Genomic DNA, 15,866 nt, shown 5'->3' with positions numbered 1-15,866 from the left:
CCTCAGGCCTTGAATTCGGGGGCGCGCCGGTTCTCGAATGCGTCGAGGCCCTCGGCCACGTCATCGCTGGGCAGTGCACGCACCGCGGCATCGCGCTCAAGCCGCATCTGCTGGTCGATACCAAGGTCCGCACCTTCGCGCGCCAACCGCTTCATCTCGGCGATGCCGGGACGCGAGCGGGTGGCGATCTTCTGGCAGTATTCCAGCGAGATCTTGTGCAGGTCCGCATCCGGCACGATGTAGTTGACCAGGCCGGCCTCTTTGGCCTCGTCCGACTTGAGCCAGCGGGCCGAGAACATCAGGTCGAGCGCCCGGCGCTGCCCCATCAACCGCGTCAGCCGCTGCGAGCCACCCCAACCGGGAATCAGCCCGAATTGCGCATGCTGATCGCCAAACTGGGCGCTTTCGGCCGCAAAGCACACGTCGCAGGCCAGCATCAGTTCGATCCCGCCGGCCAGACACAACCCCTGCACTGCGACTACGACAGGGAGGGAGGAGGTTTCGAGCGCACGCAGGTTTTTCATGCCAAAGGCGATGAAATGGTCCAGCGCGGCGGGATCGTTCAATTTACCTTTCACTTCCACCAGATCGGCACCGGTGCAAAAGTGCTTGCCCTGCGCCCGGATGAGGATCGCCCGAATAGCGGGGTTCGCCTCGAATTCCGCACGCGCGACAGAAATACGCTCATGCACCTCAAGTGACAGGCAATTGAATTTCTCGGGGCGGGCCAGTTCGATGATGCCGGTGTTGCCCTCGGAAGTGACGAGGATGGGGTCGCTCATTTCGAGGCTCCCTTCGCCTTCTTGTCATACTGCAGCGCCATGCGACCGACCTTCTCGCGGGCGATCACCAGCTTCTGGATCTGCGCGGTGCCGTCACCGATCTGCAAGCCGAGCACATCGTTGTAGCGCTGGTGGTGGGGCAGGTCGGTGGTGTAGCCGTAATGTCCGTGCAGGATCAGGCACTGGTGCAGGATCTCGCAGGCGGTTTTGGGCAGGTACCATTTGCACATGGCGGCCTGAGAGGTGTGGGGCAGGCCACGGTCGCGCAGGTCCAGCGTGTAATAGCAAAGCTGGCGCATCATGGTCAGTTGGGTCTCGGCCTCGGCCAAGGGAAAGCTGACACCCTGATACTGCACGATCGGGGCTCCGAATGCCTCGCGCTCCTGAACGTAGGCCCAGGTTTCATCCACCGACGCTTGCGCGGCCCCCAGGCACTCCAGCCCGATCAGTGCGCGGGAATAGTCGAAGCCCGCCATGATCGTGCCAAAGGCACGGTCCTGTTCCGCCATCATGTTTTCAGCCGGCACGAAAACATCGTCAAAGAAAACCGAGCCGCGCCCGACAGGCTTGGTGCCGATGTCGTCAAAATGGGTGCGCTTGATGCCTTCCTGGTTCAGATCGACGAAAAAGGCGCTGACCCCGCGTGAGCCGCCGTCAGGATCGCCGGTACGGGCAAAGACGACCGCCGCATCCGCCTGACTGGCAAAACTCATGGATGTCTTTTCACCGTTCAGCCGCCAGCCGTTGCCGGATTTCTCGGCCCTCAGAATCAGGTTCGCCGCATCCGAACCGCCGCGCGGCTCTGTCAGGCCCAGGCCAATGACCGCATCACCCGAAACAACCTTGGGCACCCATTCCGACGCGATGTCCTTGGAGGCATGTTTGGCAACCATTCCGCCCATGAGAGAGCCCAGAAGCTGCACGTAACTTGCGTTGAAATCGGCATAGGCGATCTCTTCGACGATCAGCCCTGACGTGACAGAGCTTTCGCCGAGACCCCCGAATTCCTCGGGCAGATCGGCCCCGATCAGCCCCAGTGCGCCCATCTCCTTGATCAGCGCACGGTCGAATGTATGGCCGCTGGCGCGTTCTTGATATGTGGGCGAAAGCCTTTCAGTTGCGAAGCGCTTTGCGGTCTCGCGAAACGCCTTCTGATCGTCTGTAGGCTGGAATTGCATCGGTGCTCCTCCTCGTGAGCGAAAATCTTCTTTCCAAAAATCTAACAAATGTTAGAATGTATATCAAGTGCAGTTTTGAGGAGGAGAACCAAAGTGAAAAATAGACCAGATGGAAGCTTTGAAACCATGCTCTCGCCCATCCGCGCAGGCCAGCATACATTGCGAAATCGTGTCATCATGGGGTCGATGCACACGCGGTTGGAAACCGAGCCTGACGGCATAGCTAAACAGATCGCTTTTTACTCTGAGCGGGCGCGGGGGGAGGCGGCGATTCTGGTCACCGGCGGGTTTTCGCCCAATGCCGAGGGCATATTCGATCCAGAAGGTCCGAGAATCGATGACCCGGAAGAAGCGCTTGACCTGCGCCCGATCTGCGAGGCGGTGCAGGCCGAAGGCAGCCTGATCTGCGCGCAACTCCTCCACGCCGGGCGCTATGCCAAGATCGAAGGGTGTGTGGCCCCGTCGCCGATCCGCGCCCCGATCAACCGTTTCATCCCGCGTGAAATGACCGAAGCCGACATTCTCCGTACCATCGAGGATTTTGCCGTGGCGGCCGCCAATGCGCTGGCCGCAGGCTTTGATGGCGTCGAGATCATGGGGTCCGAGGGATACCTGATCAACGAATTCACCGTCACCCACACCAACAAGCGCCAAGACGACTGGGGCGGCAGCGCCGCGAACCGCCACCGATTCCCGGTCGATATCGTGCGCGCGGTGCGCGAACGTTGCGGCCCCGACTTTCTGGTCATCTACCGGATTTCGGCGGCCGATCTGGTCGAGGGCGGCGCGCCCGCCGATGAAATTGCCGCACTGGCCCGCAAGATCGAGGCTGCGGGTGCGGATATCCTGAACACCGGCATCGGCTGGCATGAGGCCCGCGTGCCGACGATCGCCTACCCGGTGCCGCGCGGTGCCTGGCGCAAGGCGGCAGCCAACGTCAAAGCGGCGGTGTCGATCCCGGTAGTCGCCTCGAACCGGATCAACACACCCCAGCTTGCAGAAGACATACTTGCCTCTGGCGATGCGGACATGATCTCGATGGCGCGCCCGTTTCTGGCCGATCCGCATTTCGTGAAAAAGACGCGCGAGGGCCGCGCAGACGAGATCAACACCTGCATTGCCTGCAACCAGGCCTGCCTGGATTTCATTTTTTCGGACCGGCCGGTCGGATGTCTGGTCAATCCAAGGGCCGGGCGTGAAACGGAATTCCGGGATACGCCAACCGACACGCCAAAGAAAGTGGCCGTCGTTGGCGGTGGTGCCGCGGGCATGGCCACAGCCGCCGAGGCGGCACGGCTGGGCCACGATGTCACCCTGTTCGAAGCGCAGGACAAATTGGGCGGTCAGCTGAATCTGGCCCGCGCCGCACCAGGCAAGGACGAATTCGACGAAACCCTGCGGTATTATGCCGGTCAGATGCAGAAACACGGGGTCACGCAGCGTCTGGGACAGCGGGCAGAGGCGAGCGATCTTGAGGGATTTGACCATGTGGTCATCGCCACCGGGGTCACGCCGCGCATTCCCGACCTGCCGGGTATCGACCATCCCAGCGTCGCGACCTACGCCGAAATTCTGTCCGGTGACCGCGAGGCGGGCGACCGTGTCGTGGTGATGGGGGCGGGGGGCATCGGTCATGATGTGGCCGAGTTCCTAGTGACCAAACCCGCCGAGACCGCGAATTCCGACGTCTTTTGCGAAACCTGGGGAGTGGACCCCGAATTTGTCTCCTCGGGTGCCCTGGCGGGCGACCCTCTGGCACCGAAGCCGTCGCGCCGCAAGGTCGTCATGCTGCAGCGCAAGACCGCTAAACCGGGCGCGGGGCTTGGTGTTTCGACAGGGTGGATCCTGCGCAACGCGCTGCGCAAACATGGGGTCGAGGCAATGGGCGGGGTGACCTATGAACATATCGACGATGCGGGGCTGCACATCGTCGCGGACGGAAACCCGACGGTCATCGCAGCCGATACAATTGTGCTGTGCACCGGTCAGGAACCGGAACGGGCCCTGGCCAAAGAGGTTGTAGCGCGCGGCGTCCTGGTTACGATGATCGGCGGGGCAAAGGAGGCCGCCGAACTGGATGCGCTGCGCGCCATTGATGAGGGCGTGCGCCTGGCGCAGGATCTCTGAACCGAGGCTCGGGCAAGGGGGAAACTATGCTGACCGGCGTCATCCGCGCGGGGCGCGCTGATCTGTATTCGATCTTTCGAACCCGCGCACATGACTGCGCCCGCGCCCTCGCCATCGAGGACGGCAGCAGGAAACTGACCTATGCAGAACTGCTGGAGCGGGTCGATCGTCTGGCGGCTGTCTTTCTGGCACGAGGCGTGGCGCCCGGAGACAGGATCGCGATCCTGTCGCATAACCGCTCAGAATACCTGGAGGTCGAACTTGCAGCAGCGGGAATCGGCGCGATCGTCGCCTGTCTGAACTGGCGGCTTGCCCCCGATGAACTGCGGCACTGCATCGATCTGGTCGAGCCGGTTCTCGCGGTTGTCGAACCGGAACTTTCAGAAGCTTACCGCGCCGTCGCGTCGACACCCTGTCTAACCGTCGGGCCAGACCTGGAAACGGCCATTGCCGGGGTCGAGCCGGACCCGCGCACCGGAACCATGGTTGACGACCCCGAGGCCGGTCTGACGATCCTCTATACCTCGGGGACCACGGGCCTGCCCAAGGGGGCGCATATCAGCCACCGCGCGCATATCGCCCGATCCATGGTTTTTGCGGCCCAGCTGGCGCTGGATCCCGGCGACGGGTTCATCGCCTGGGCGCCGATGTTCCACATGGCCTCCACCGATCATGCGCTGGCAACGATCCTGCGGGGTGGGACCGTGGTGATGGTGGACGGGCTGCAGCCCGCCGTCATCAACGAGGCGCTGTCACGCCACAGGATCGGCTGGTTCGTGATGATGCCCGGGGCACTGGAGGCTTTTATTAACGAACGGCACGCCAACCCTTTGCCGCTGAAGGGGATCAAGGTTTGCGGCGCAATGGCTGATCTGGTGCCGCCGCATCAGATCGCGGAACTGACCGGTCTTCTGGACACGCCCTATCTGAATTCCTTCGGGGCGACCGAAACCGGCCTGCCGCCGGGAACCGCCGATCTGATCGCGCCGGGTGTGACCCCGGACCGGCTGTCCAAGCGCATCAGCGCCTTTTGCGAGGTGCGGCTGGTCGATCCCGACGACCGCGAAGTCCCCGATGGAACGCCGGGCGAAATGGCGCTTCGGGGTCCGACGCTGTTTTCCGGGTACTGGAACGCCGACGACACCAATGCCCGTGACTTTCGCAACGGCTTTTTCCACATGGGCGATCTGTTCCGGCGCAATGCGGACGGCACCGTCGACTTTGTGGATCGGGCGAAATACCTGATCAAGACCGGAGGTGAAAACGTCTATCCGGCGGAAATCGAACGTGTGCTTCTTTCTCATCCCGATGTGATCGATGCCGCCGTGGTAAGGGCCTTCGACGCGAAATGGGGGGAAAGCCCGGTGGCCTTTGTCGCCTGTGACGATGACGGGCCGGATGCCGAGGCGCTGCTGAACTTGTGCCGCGAAAGCCTCGCTGGCTATAAGCGACCACGCGAAATTCGCTTCATCGCGTTCGAGGATTTTCCCAGATCGACCAGCGGCAAGATCCAGCGGCATATCCTCGAAGCCCGGCTCGCAGATTAATTTTCGCTCTGACCCGATCGTCAGCCAGCCACGCCAGTTCGCCCCAATAGCGATAAAAGCGTTCTTATCCTCGTTGCCACGAGCTTCTTATCCCCGCCCTTTGGAGTAACCCCCTGAAAGTGATCCACCATCTGGGATAGATTGACCCGCGATTGATGCGCAGCCCTCTGTCGGACTACACGGCTAGGGTTTTCCGGGTGTTTGAGCTCAGGAGGATTCGTAGATCCCTGAGCCATTCATCAATGCGATCGGTGGTTTGTTCCCGGTTTCGCTGTGGGGGCAGCAGTAACCCTGCGCATCGCACGGACGGGCATGGACTGCCGGCAATTGCCGGTTGGGGCTGCTGCGGGCCTTCAAGGGAAAGTCGGCGACTATCCGATGTGCGGGACAAAGCGGACATTCGCCAAGCGACCTCAAACGTCCGGTTCTGTACTGCGGCCCGACAAAACGATATCAAGTGATCAGCGGTCAGCCGATCGCACCTGTGTAACTGTCTTCTTCGGCCCTCCTGTCTGCATGATCTGGGACAGGTAAGAATTGCGCCGTCTGATGAAGTCACGCAGAAGGGTCGGGTAATCTTCACTGACGGCATTCTTCACAGAAACCCGACGCTCCAGTTCATGTCGCCAGGCCCTTACACGGGCAAGCCCTGTGAAGACGCCAAACTCTCCGATGGTGTCAAAAACGTCGAAATAGCGGAAGACCGGGCCGAATACGACATCGACGAGGCTGAACCGGTGGCCATCGAACCATGGTCCCTCCCCAAGCTCCGCGTCCAGCCGAAGGAACTTTGCGCGGAGCGCCGCCACTTTTTCTTCCAACGCTTTCTCGTTCGGCGCCGAGTAGAACCCCGCAATGTCGTTCAAGACAGCAGATCCAAATTCAATCCAGGCACGGTGGCGGGCGCGATCAAGAGCGTCGTGCGGATGAAGCGCGTGGGGTTGTGTATCCTCAAGATATTCGAGGATAACCGCAGATTCGAAAATCGGCGTCCCGTCCACAACCAGGACAGGCGTCTTGCCCAGCGGAGATATGGCAAGAAACCAGTCGGGCTTGTTCGAAAGATCGATGTCAGTTCTCTCGAACGTGACACCTTTCTCAGTGAGCGAGATCGCCGCGCGCTGCACATATGGGCAGGCCGCATGGCTAATGAGGTGGAGGCTCATGTTGTCTCTCCCTCCATCTGCACGTTACCGGGCGCGAAGGAAGGGCTGAGGGCGAAACGGCCGTCGCCCAGAAGCCCTTGCACGATGGCAAGCAGCGTCAGATAGGCCGGGTATTCCCACCCGCCGTTCTCGTATCCGAACATCCAGCCGTTTCCGGAGTGAGCCCAGGTCGCTCCGGCCAGGATGGGCACGGTCGCCGACGCGACCCACCGCGCCTGTATGCCGAGGACCAAAAAGGCACCGGCAATCGCCTCGACTGCAAATACCATATAAGCAAACCAGCCGGGCAGCCCGATCGAAATGAAGAACTGCGCCGTTCCGGGAAGTGTGAAAATGAAGAGCTTGAGAAACAGGCTGTGCGCCAGGAACATGATACCGAGTGCTATACGGAGCAGGAATATCCCAAATTCTGTGAGGTGCGATTTTGACATGATATGATCCCATATGTCGATGCATTTGCATCTATATATAGCGCGTTACATGCGACGTCAAGGTTGATGCACTTGCATGCACATGATAGGTGCTGGATATGAACGAGATTGACCATGCTACTGAGGCCGCCTGGACAGCCCTCATGACTAAAAGCCGCGTTTTGCTTGAGGCTGTCGAATCGTCTCTGAAATCGGCAGGATACCCGCCACTTGCATGGTATGACGCGCTTCTCGAACTCGAGAAGGCAGGCCCGGACGGACTCCGTCCATTCGAACTCAAAGACCGGATATTGTTACCCCAATACGGTACATCGCGGTTGCTGGACCGCATGGTGAAAGCAGGGCTGGTGGACCGACGGGACTGCTCGGAAGATGGGCGAGGTCAAAACATTTCTATCTCTGAAAAGGGTAAATCTGTCAGGAGGGCGATGTGGCCGATCTATGAACGGGTTCTGTCGGAAAGGATCGGCGCAAAGCTGAAACCCAAAGACGCCGCTCAATTGGCCACGCTACTCTCAAGGCTCTGAAGTCTCGGTCGACTGACGCGAAACCTGTCTGTGACTTTCCACGCTAAGTGGCCTTGATTTTTTTCACGTTAATTGGCCGACAGTTGCCTATGTCGGTGTGCGAAGGGTATTTCGGGCTGTTTCGACGTCCTTTCGCATCCAACAGACTTCTGCGTGATCGTTGATACATCCCATGGCCGGCATGAATGCATATACGGTGGTCGGTCCCACGAATTTGAAGCCAAGCTTTCGTAGGTCTTTGGAAAGGGTCTCGGACGCTGTTGATTTGGACCGCATTTGTGGCAGTGCGTCGTCCTTGGCAGGTTCATATAGCCAGATGAATGCGGCGAAGGAGCCTTCCTCTTGGACGACCTCGAAAGTACGGCGAGCGTTGTTGATCACGGCTTCGATCTTGCCTCGATAGCGAACAATTCCTTCATCGGCAAGTAGGCGCTCAATGTCGTTGTCGTCAAAGTTCGCAACTCCCCGAAAGTCGAACCCGGCGAAGGCAGCACGAAAGTTCTCGCGCTTGGCCAGAATGGTGCGCCAGCTCAGCCCTGACTGGAAACTCCGGCGTGACGGCAGCCCATCGGCACCGTGGGCGTCCATCCGTTCCAATTACGGTTGCAGCATCAGGCCGCTGCCGCATAAACTTGAACAGAAACCGAACCAGATCCTCCGTTACGATACAGTCTCAGCTCTCCGAAAAACCCTGACGACGGACAATCGGCGACCGCACTGCTAAAAGCTAACATTACCGCTTGACAGGTCTGAACCTGCTGGCGGCGATCTGGATACCGCGCGCGCCTACGGGAAACGGTTGGCCGAGGTCGCGAGCCGCTGGAACAGCTGATCCAGCTGTCTGAATAATCGGCCCGGCCGCCCGGATCGGATGTGCTGCGGCCGGGTTGCGCTCAGTCCGCGACCCCCGCCCGCCCGATCAGCGCCATGAGCGTTCCGGTCATCGTTGCGACGAGCTTTTCATCCTGGCCCTTCACGGCATAGGCACGCGCCTCGCATATGGTCAGCGTCCTGCCTGGTTTCACCACGTCAGCGACGAAGCGAAACCGTTCGCCGTCCGCCGGGTTGAGTAGGTTGATCTTGAATTCGGCCGTCAACACTGCCGCGTCCGCTGGCATCAGCGAAAAGGCCGCGTATCCGCAGGCGCTGTCCAGCGCTGTCGACACGATTCCGGCATGCAAAAACCCATGCTGCTGGGTCAGTGCAACCTGATGTGCCATTTCCAGAACGATGCGGCCGGGTAACAACTCGGCAATGCTGATCCCCAACGTGTTCATCACCTTCTGGCGATCGAAACTGTTGCGCACGCGTGCGTCATAGTCGGGGTTTTTCGGTTTGAATTGTGTCATGGCGGGTCTTCCTCTTCGATTTCATTCGTCAATGACCAATCTTAGGCGGTCTTTGAGGCGCGTATCTTGTAGCGAAAGGTCAAAACGACGCGGAATAGACAGAGCGCGCAACGCGCCGGGCGGTTTGCCGGCGAAGATCCGGCAAGCGGCGGACAAGTGAGATTGATCGTAATATCCGGCGTCCAGCGCCAGATCGCTCAGCGGCAGGGTCTTTGACGCAAGCTGCCCGAGAGCCCGGCGAAAGCGTCGCAAGGTCGCAAGCCGCCGCCGCGACACGCCGGTTTCCGCCCGCACCTTTCGACGTTTGGTCCGGTCGCTGTAAGCTCCGGGTGGTGCGGCAAAGCGCAGGTCTCTCGCAAGGCCGTCAAGCACCGCGATGAGCGCAGGCAGGTCATCGTCCCCGGTCTGAACCCGGGCCAGTTCTGAGGCCAGCATGTCCAGCCCTTTGGAGTCGGGAAATCGCTGCGGTCGTGACGACAGTCGCAGCCCGGCCACGACACCCTGGAATGGCCTTGGGCGGGGCGAAAAATAGGGGCGCGGTTCTGCCAGCGATACGCGCCCGCCGCCGCTGTCGTCGCGCGTTACCGAAAGGGTAAAGAGGTCGGTTGCGAACCGCCCGCGTCCACCACCGCTCAGCACACCGGTATCGCGGAACACGAACAAATGGTCGATCTGTTTGGCCGCTTCCTCAGGCGGCGCCAGTTCGAGATAAAGCGGCGCCGCCATCAGGTTACTTGACGAAAGCATCCCGGTTCTCGGCGACGAAATCGGCAAATCGGCGCGCCGGGCGTCCCATCACATCGCTGACCGTGGTCTCGATGCCGGCAAGGTAGCCCTTGGGCGCGATGGAAGCCAATTCGACCATGGCTCTGGCGACCTCGTCCTGCATTCCGCCAGCCACCATGCCCGCCATGGCATTTTCGGCCGGCAGGGGTGCGCAGGAGACAGTGCGCCCGGTCACCCTGGACAGGAGGGCGGCGATATCTTCTCCGGTAAGAGCTTCGGGCCCGGTCAGACCAAGAGCCTTGCCTTCGTAACCCGGAGCGGTCAGCGCCTCGGCGGCGACATCCGCGATGTCGCGGGCGTCGATCCAGGCCACGGGGCCGCCCAGATCGTCATAGTACACGGCGTCCTTTGCAATGTTACCGGCCTGCCACAGCAGGTTCTGCATGAAATAGGTCGGCTGGACAAAGGTCCAGTCAAGGCCGCTTTGCTTCAGCAGCTCCTGGGTTTCGGAATGCCACTTTCCAAAGGTCAGCCCCGCCTTGGGCGACGCGCCAAGCCCCGTGGCCACAACGATATGGCGCACGCCCGCGGCCTTGGCCGCCTCGATCACGTTCGCCTTCCACTGGCGCATGTTCAGATGGGCAGGCGTGACCAGGTATATCTTTTCTGCCCCGTCACAGGCCCGCGCCAGCGCGGCAGGGTCCGTGAAATCCGCGACGACCGCCTCGCATCCTTTGGCCTTTAGCGCGTCTAACTTTGAGAGGTCGCTGGTGACAGCGCGCACGGTCGCGCCTTTTGCCAGAAGCGTGTCGACGAGGGGCGCACCAGTCGTGCCCGTGGCTCCGAAAACAGTGATCATGACTTTTCCTTTTGCAGGTCTGCGATGGGCTGAATGGTTTCCGGGTTGCTGATCGACGACAGATCGCCTGGATCTTCACCGAGAAAGGCGGCGCGCACGACACGGCGCATGGTTTTCATGCTGCGGGTCTTGGGCAGCGCTTCGACAAAGTGGATCTCGCGCGGGCGGAAGGGTTTCGAGACGATCTCCCCGACACGATCCTTGAGCCGGTTCACGAGCTCCGCGTCCGGCGACACATTTGGTGCCGCCACGCAGACGCAGACGACAGCCACGCCCTTGATGTCATCAGGTGCCGCGATGGCCGCGGCGTCCACCACCTCTCCGGTTTCGGTCAGGGCCGCCTCGATCTCGGGCGGGCCGATGCGTTTGCCGGCGATGTTCAGCGTGTCGTCCGACCGGCCCAGGATATACCATGTCCCGTCCGGATCGCAGCGCACCCAGTCGCCGTGCCGCCAGAGGCCGGGGAAGGTGGACCAGTAGGTGTCAAGGTAGCGATCGCGGTCCCCCCTGATGGCCGGGGTCAGACCCAGAGGCGGCTGGGTCACGACCAGTTCGCCGACCTCGCCCGGTGCGGCTTCGCTGCCGTCCTGGCGCAGAACCTTGGCCCCGACACCCAGGGCCTGGGCCGAAAATCCGCCGGGCTTGAGCTCGTGCAGCACGGTCGAGGTCAGGATCGCGCCAAAAAGCTCGGTCCCGCCCGAGATGTTCAGCGGCACGGCGCGGCGGCGACAGATATGATCGAGCTGCCAGAGCCAGGCATCCTCGGTCCAGGGCTCGCCGGTCGAGGCGACGATGCGCAGGGACGACAAGTCGTAGCCCGACAAAGATTCAGTATCCTGCGTCATGAACTGCCGTACCAGGGTCGGGGCCACGCCGAGATGCGTGACCTCCATCTCGGACGCAAGACGCAGCAGCCTGAAGGGATCGCCGGGCATTGATGGTGCGCCCTCGGCCAGCACCAGAGTCGAACCGGACAAGAGCACCGATAAAAGGGTGAGCGGTCCCATGACCCACCCCATGTCGGTCATCCAGAGGTGCCGGTCATCCCGTTTCATGTCGAGGCAAAGCAGGAAATCGGCCGTGGCCTTGGCCTGCACGCCCAAATGGGTATGCACGACACCCTTGGGCCGCCCGGTGGTGCCCGATGTATAGGCGATGAGAAAGGTGTCATCGGCACTGACGGGAACGGCGGCAAACTCCGGACTGGCGCGGCCCACTGTTTCGGTCCAGTCCAGATCGCGGGCCGGATCGGCCACCGCATCGCCGAACCGTCGCAGGCTGATCACGGTATGAACCGATGGTACGTCGGTCAAAGCTTGGGCAAGGGTCGCTTCCATCCAGACCGGCTTGCCTCGCCGGGGTGTGGCATCCGCCGTCAACACCGCCACGGCATCCGCGTCGTTCAGGCGCGATACGATGGCATGGGGCGCAAAACCGGAAAACAGCGGCACCGCAACCGCGCCCAGCCGGGCAATACCCAGAAGCGCGGCCTCGATTTCGGGGATCATCGGCATATAGATGCCCACCGCCTGACCGGGCCTTACACCGCGCGTGGCAAGGGCCGAGGCGACGCGGGAGGCTTCGGCGGTAAGGTCGGAATAGGTCCAGCGGCGGCGGCTTCCGTCTTCGCCGACCCAGTCGATTGCGACCTTGTCGCCCAAGCCATCGGCAATTCGGGCGTCAAGACAGGTTTCCGTCAGATTCAAAGTACTCCCGACGGCCCACCGGATCGATTCGGGCCCTTCGGAGATATCTCGCAACCGGCTGTAGGGCCGCGCGAACCGTATCCCGGCATGGTCAATGATCTGCCCCAAGAACCAGTCTGGGTCTTCATTCGAACGGCGGACGAGTTCCTCGTAACTGTCAATGCCGCAGCCCCTCAGAAATGCGGTCAGCGTGCTTGTCCGCTGGATGTCAGAGCCTGGCTGAAACATTCGCAACCTTTCTAGAATGAAAAAGGGCCGCATATAAGGCGCGGCCAGTCGGGGAGGTAACTCTTGGCACGGTATGGCAGCAGCGCCTTGAGTCCGGCGCTGCTGCCAGCGTTTTAACCGTGCATGGACAGGCCGCCCGAAACCGAAATCACCTGGCCGGTAATGAACCCTGCGTCGTCCGACGACAGGAAGCAGATGATGCCAGGGTAATCCGTCGGCTGCGCAAGACGCTTCATCGGAATCGCCCGCTTGAGACCTTCGGCGATCTTTTGACCGGCCTCGCCCTCGGCAACCTGAGCGAACAGCGGCGTATCGGTCGGGCCGGGGGCGACCGCATTCAATTGAATACCTTTACGCGCCAGTTCGCGCGCTACGGTTTTGGTGAACGAGATGATGCCACCCTTGCAGGCCGAATACACGGCTTCGCCGGATGATCCGACGCGTCCGGCGTCGGACGCGATGTTGACCACACGGCCGCCGCCGTTCTTGACCATGCCCGGAAGCACCGCGTGATGCATATTCAGCGGACCGTAAAGATTTATGTCGATGACCTTTTTCCAAAGGTCGGGATCGGTGTCGAGGAACGGTTTGATCACGTCCCAGCCCGCGTTGTTCACCAGCACATCAATCGGTCCGCCGGATTCGAACTCGGCGACGGCCTTGTCGACCTGTGCGCGATCGGTGATATCCGCCTGAAATGCAGTCGCTTTTCCGCCGGATTCAGTGATTAGTTTGGCGGTTTCATCCGCTCCGGCTTTGTTCAGATCGAAAACGGCGACTTCGGCACCCTCCGCGCCGAACCGTTCGCAAACCGCTCGGCCAATGCCGCTCCCACCGCCGGTCACGACGACCCGTTTTCCACTCAACCCTCGCATGTGGAGGTCCTCCTCTTCCGTTGCACCTTGAAAAGAGCTTGATTCGACACTCTCTCCGATGTAATCTAACAGTTGTTAGATTAATTGCAATGGACAGCCTCATCTACGACAAGTATCGACACTGGATGGCACGACAGATTGAAGATACCAGGATAGTGAATGACGATCTAAGCAAGTCGGAGAGGACCCGCGAAGCCATACTCGCTGCGGCCGCGCGACTTTTTCGGTATGAAGGCTATCACGCAACGACTATGCGCGACATCGCGCAGGAAGCTGGCATTGAGGCCGGCAGCATTTATTATCATTTTCAATCCAAGGACCAGATTCTGAGCGAAGTTCTCGATCTTGGCGTCCGTCAACTATATCAGGCGGTCAGTGAAATTGTTCGGTCGGCACCGACAAGTTCGGAGGATTTTCGCAAGACTTTCGGACTGCTGATTGAAACACATCTGACCTATCTCTTGACCGACAGCGACTTCACGTCAGCCAATATTCGGAACTATCCGATGTTGTCGGACGAAACACGCGCCCCGCATCGCGAATTGCGTGCATCATATGCAGGGGCCTGGGGCAAATTCCTGAATGACGCCAAACGCGCCGGCCACCTTCGAAGCGACATATCCACTGCTGTGATCCGCCAGTTCATCCTGAGTGCCATGAACTGGACCGTAGAATGGTACGATGTCGACAAGTATCCGGTGCGCATCCTCGCGGAACGAATGAGTAAGCTGATACTTGACGGAATGTGTCCACATCGCAAGGCGGGTACCGAAGGCTTGAAGCTGTGCCCCGCCACTCCCGCCAAAACCCCGGATCCCGACAGCAAGGCGGCTAAGACCCGTGCAGAAATTCTAAAGGCCGCAGCGCGCGTTCTGAGGGACAATGGCTACAAGGCGACCACGCTGAGAAAGATCGCGGAAGAAGCGGACATGAAAGCGGGCAGCGTCTATTACCATTTCAACTCCAAAGAAGCGATCGTTGACGAAGTTCTAAACGCCGGACTGAGGGACTTGCTATCAGGTGTCGAAGCCGCCGTTCGGAAATTCGATGCCCCGTACGATCATCACGCCAAGATAGCGACTGCAATCTGGGCGCACCTGGATTTCCTCTTCAAGGCAAGTGAATTCACCTCGGCGAATATCAGAAGCTATGGAATGCTCCCCAATCATTTCAGGGAGAGGCACAGGGGTATTCGCCATGAGTATGGAAAACTCTGGGATCGGATACTCCGTGAAGCTCAGGACGACGGTGCCATACGGTCGGATATCAAGATCGTCCCCTTGCGCCAGGTGATGTTGGGTGCCTTAAACTGGACGGTGGAATGGTTCGACCCGAACAAGGCAGGAGTGGAAGGATATCTATCACTGCCTGAATTCTCCAGCATGCTCATCTATCTGTTACTGGAAGGCATTTGTAACCGGGAAGCGGCCCCGTCCACAGGACAAGGTAGCCCTGAAAGCGGTTGCCCCGGTCAGACCAGAAGGAAGTGATACAGCCCTTCGGCAACCGCCTTTTCCCGATCCGTCTGCCAGCTGAGCACGCTGACGCTTGCCATCCGCTTGCCTTTGCGCGTGACGTTAGCGCGCGCAAAAAGCGGTCCCTTCACACCGGGTCTGAGGTAATCGACGGTCAGGTTGATCGGCTTGGCCGGAACGTCGGCGAAATCGGGCTGTACCGCGATGGCGGCAGTGGCCTCCATAAAACTCGCGATTATGCCGCCATGGTAGTACTCCATGATCGGGTTACCGATATGGGGGTCATCAAAGGTCATCTCCGCCTCAGCATGGAGACTGTCTAGACTTCTGACCTCAAAGTTGAGAAATCGGAAGAACGGCACCCGGGAAACATTGGCATTGACAGTTTGCACGTCCATCACGAGGTTTTTCCTTTTGTCATTGCGTCAAACAGGCTGGTTTCGCCGCGCGTCAATGCAAACGAGGCGGTTCCCCTGGCTATTTCAGCATCCTCATGGCCCGCGAACCAGACGCTGCCGGAATTGAAGGCGATGTGGCGGGTCTTGCGAAAACAATGCGCTTGAACGATGACATCCGCGCGCGAACGGGCCGGGCGCAGGTAATCAACTCTGAGGTCAAGAGTGGCCATGGTACTGACGCCTTCGATGGCAACAAAGTTCGCCAGTCCAAAGACACTGTCCAGAAGTGCCGTCAGGATACCACCGTGGAGCAGCGATTGTTCCGCATCGACGCAAAAGTCCGGATTGAACGGCATCCGAACCCGAACACGTTCGGTCGAGACCTCTTCGATCTCAAGCGCCATATGCGTTATCAGACCCTTGCCGCGCGCATTCCACATCTGCGCGATTTGCTCCATCTTCTTTTGGGTGATGTCTGACATGCGATCTTTC

Annotated in this window: 16 protein-coding genes; 4 read left to right on the top strand and 12 right to left on the bottom strand. The window is 60.2% G+C overall.

What is annotated here, in order from left to right; all coding sequences use genetic code 11:
- Nucleotides 1–2: 2 nt before the first annotated feature.
- Nucleotides 3–782 carry an enoyl-CoA hydratase/isomerase family protein gene (locus JQ863_RS12825; protein WP_028288574.1) on the bottom strand — a complete coding sequence of 260 codons (780 nt, stop codon included), beginning with the start codon at nucleotides 780–782 and terminating at the stop codon, nucleotides 3–5.
- Nucleotides 779–1,960 (bottom strand): acyl-CoA dehydrogenase family protein, encoded by a 1,182-nt coding sequence (locus JQ863_RS12820; protein ID WP_028288573.1) that lies wholly within the window; start codon nucleotides 1,958–1,960, stop codon nucleotides 779–781. Before JQ863_RS12820 ends, JQ863_RS12825 begins: the two co-directional genes overlap by 4 nt.
- A gap of 126 nt (nucleotides 1,961–2,086) precedes the next feature.
- Between JQ863_RS12820 and JQ863_RS12815 the strand changes: the two genes are divergently transcribed.
- Both JQ863_RS12815 and JQ863_RS12810 read left to right on the top strand, forming a co-directional pair.
- Entirely contained in the window at nucleotides 2,087–4,087 is a 2,001-nt protein-coding gene (locus JQ863_RS12815) for an NADPH-dependent 2,4-dienoyl-CoA reductase (RefSeq protein ID WP_142494838.1), read from the top strand.
- Between the two features lie 26 nt (nucleotides 4,088–4,113).
- Complete coding sequence (locus tag JQ863_RS12810) at nucleotides 4,114–5,634, top strand: class I adenylate-forming enzyme family protein (RefSeq protein ID WP_028288571.1); 1,521 nt, start codon at nucleotides 4,114–4,116, stop codon at nucleotides 5,632–5,634.
- 461 nt (nucleotides 5,635–6,095) lie between these two features.
- Here the strand turns inward: JQ863_RS12810 and JQ863_RS12805 are convergent, their stop codons facing one another.
- Nucleotides 6,096–6,800, bottom strand: a complete 705-nt coding sequence (locus JQ863_RS12805; RefSeq protein ID WP_204114574.1) for a glutathione S-transferase family protein — start codon at nucleotides 6,798–6,800, stop codon at nucleotides 6,096–6,098.
- Nucleotides 6,797–7,231 (bottom strand): DoxX family protein, encoded by a 435-nt coding sequence (locus JQ863_RS12800; RefSeq protein WP_028288569.1) that lies wholly within the window; start codon nucleotides 7,229–7,231, stop codon nucleotides 6,797–6,799. Before JQ863_RS12800 ends, JQ863_RS12805 begins: the two co-directional genes overlap by 4 nt.
- A gap of 98 nt (nucleotides 7,232–7,329) precedes the next feature.
- On the opposite strand from JQ863_RS12800, the gene JQ863_RS12795 reads away from it, so the two are divergent.
- Nucleotides 7,330–7,758 (top strand): MarR family winged helix-turn-helix transcriptional regulator, encoded by a 429-nt coding sequence (locus tag JQ863_RS12795; RefSeq protein ID WP_043753647.1) that lies wholly within the window; start codon nucleotides 7,330–7,332, stop codon nucleotides 7,756–7,758.
- Nucleotides 7,759–7,845: 87 nt separating this feature from the next.
- On the opposite strand, the gene JQ863_RS12790 is transcribed toward JQ863_RS12795, so the two are convergent.
- The 6 genes from JQ863_RS12790 to JQ863_RS12765 form a co-directional block, all read right to left on the bottom strand.
- Entirely contained in the window at nucleotides 7,846–8,346 is a 501-nt protein-coding gene (locus tag JQ863_RS12790) for a DNA-3-methyladenine glycosylase I (protein ID WP_204114573.1), read from the bottom strand.
- A gap of 305 nt (nucleotides 8,347–8,651) precedes the next feature.
- Nucleotides 8,652–9,107 (bottom strand): PaaI family thioesterase, encoded by a 456-nt coding sequence (locus tag JQ863_RS12785; protein WP_027264411.1) that lies wholly within the window; start codon nucleotides 9,105–9,107, stop codon nucleotides 8,652–8,654.
- A 21-nt stretch (nucleotides 9,108–9,128) separates the two neighbouring features.
- Nucleotides 9,129–9,854, bottom strand: a complete 726-nt coding sequence (locus tag JQ863_RS12780; RefSeq protein WP_028288568.1) for an AraC family transcriptional regulator — start codon at nucleotides 9,852–9,854, stop codon at nucleotides 9,129–9,131.
- Nucleotides 9,838–10,692 (bottom strand): SDR family oxidoreductase, encoded by an 855-nt coding sequence (locus JQ863_RS12775; RefSeq protein ID WP_204114572.1) that lies wholly within the window; start codon nucleotides 10,690–10,692, stop codon nucleotides 9,838–9,840. Before JQ863_RS12775 ends, JQ863_RS12780 begins: the two co-directional genes overlap by 17 nt.
- On the bottom strand, nucleotides 10,689–12,626 hold the full coding sequence (locus tag JQ863_RS12770) for an AMP-binding protein (RefSeq protein WP_204114571.1): 1,938 nt from the start codon (nucleotides 12,624–12,626) through the stop codon (nucleotides 10,689–10,691). The genes JQ863_RS12775 and JQ863_RS12770 overlap by 4 nt, the downstream gene beginning before the upstream one ends.
- Before the next feature lie 113 nt (nucleotides 12,627–12,739).
- Nucleotides 12,740–13,501: a glucose 1-dehydrogenase gene (locus JQ863_RS12765; protein WP_204114570.1), complete on the bottom strand. Its 762-nt coding sequence runs from the start codon at nucleotides 13,499–13,501 to the stop codon at nucleotides 12,740–12,742.
- 125 nt (nucleotides 13,502–13,626) lie between these two features.
- Here JQ863_RS12765 and JQ863_RS12760 point away from each other — a divergent pair, with 125 nt between their 5' ends.
- Nucleotides 13,627–14,991 (top strand): TetR/AcrR family transcriptional regulator, encoded by a 1,365-nt coding sequence (locus JQ863_RS12760; RefSeq protein ID WP_204114569.1) that lies wholly within the window; start codon nucleotides 13,627–13,629, stop codon nucleotides 14,989–14,991.
- On the opposite strand, the gene JQ863_RS12755 is transcribed toward JQ863_RS12760, so the two are convergent.
- Both JQ863_RS12755 and JQ863_RS12750 read right to left on the bottom strand, forming a co-directional pair.
- Nucleotides 14,973–15,374 carry a PaaI family thioesterase gene (locus JQ863_RS12755; RefSeq protein WP_204114568.1) on the bottom strand — a complete coding sequence of 134 codons (402 nt, stop codon included), beginning with the start codon at nucleotides 15,372–15,374 and terminating at the stop codon, nucleotides 14,973–14,975. The genes JQ863_RS12760 and JQ863_RS12755 overlap by 19 nt on opposite strands.
- Nucleotides 15,374–15,856, bottom strand: a complete 483-nt coding sequence (locus tag JQ863_RS12750) for a PaaI family thioesterase (protein ID WP_204114567.1) — start codon at nucleotides 15,854–15,856, stop codon at nucleotides 15,374–15,376. The genes JQ863_RS12755 and JQ863_RS12750 overlap by 1 nt, the downstream gene beginning before the upstream one ends.
- Nucleotides 15,857–15,866 lie beyond the last annotated feature (10 nt).

The sequence above is a fragment of the Shimia biformata genome (assembly GCF_016888515.1).
Lineage (GTDB): Bacteria > Pseudomonadota > Alphaproteobacteria > Rhodobacterales > Rhodobacteraceae > Shimia_A > Shimia_A biformata.
The sequence above is the reverse complement of the archived record's forward strand: the minus strand, read 5'-3'. Positions and strand labels throughout refer to the sequence as shown.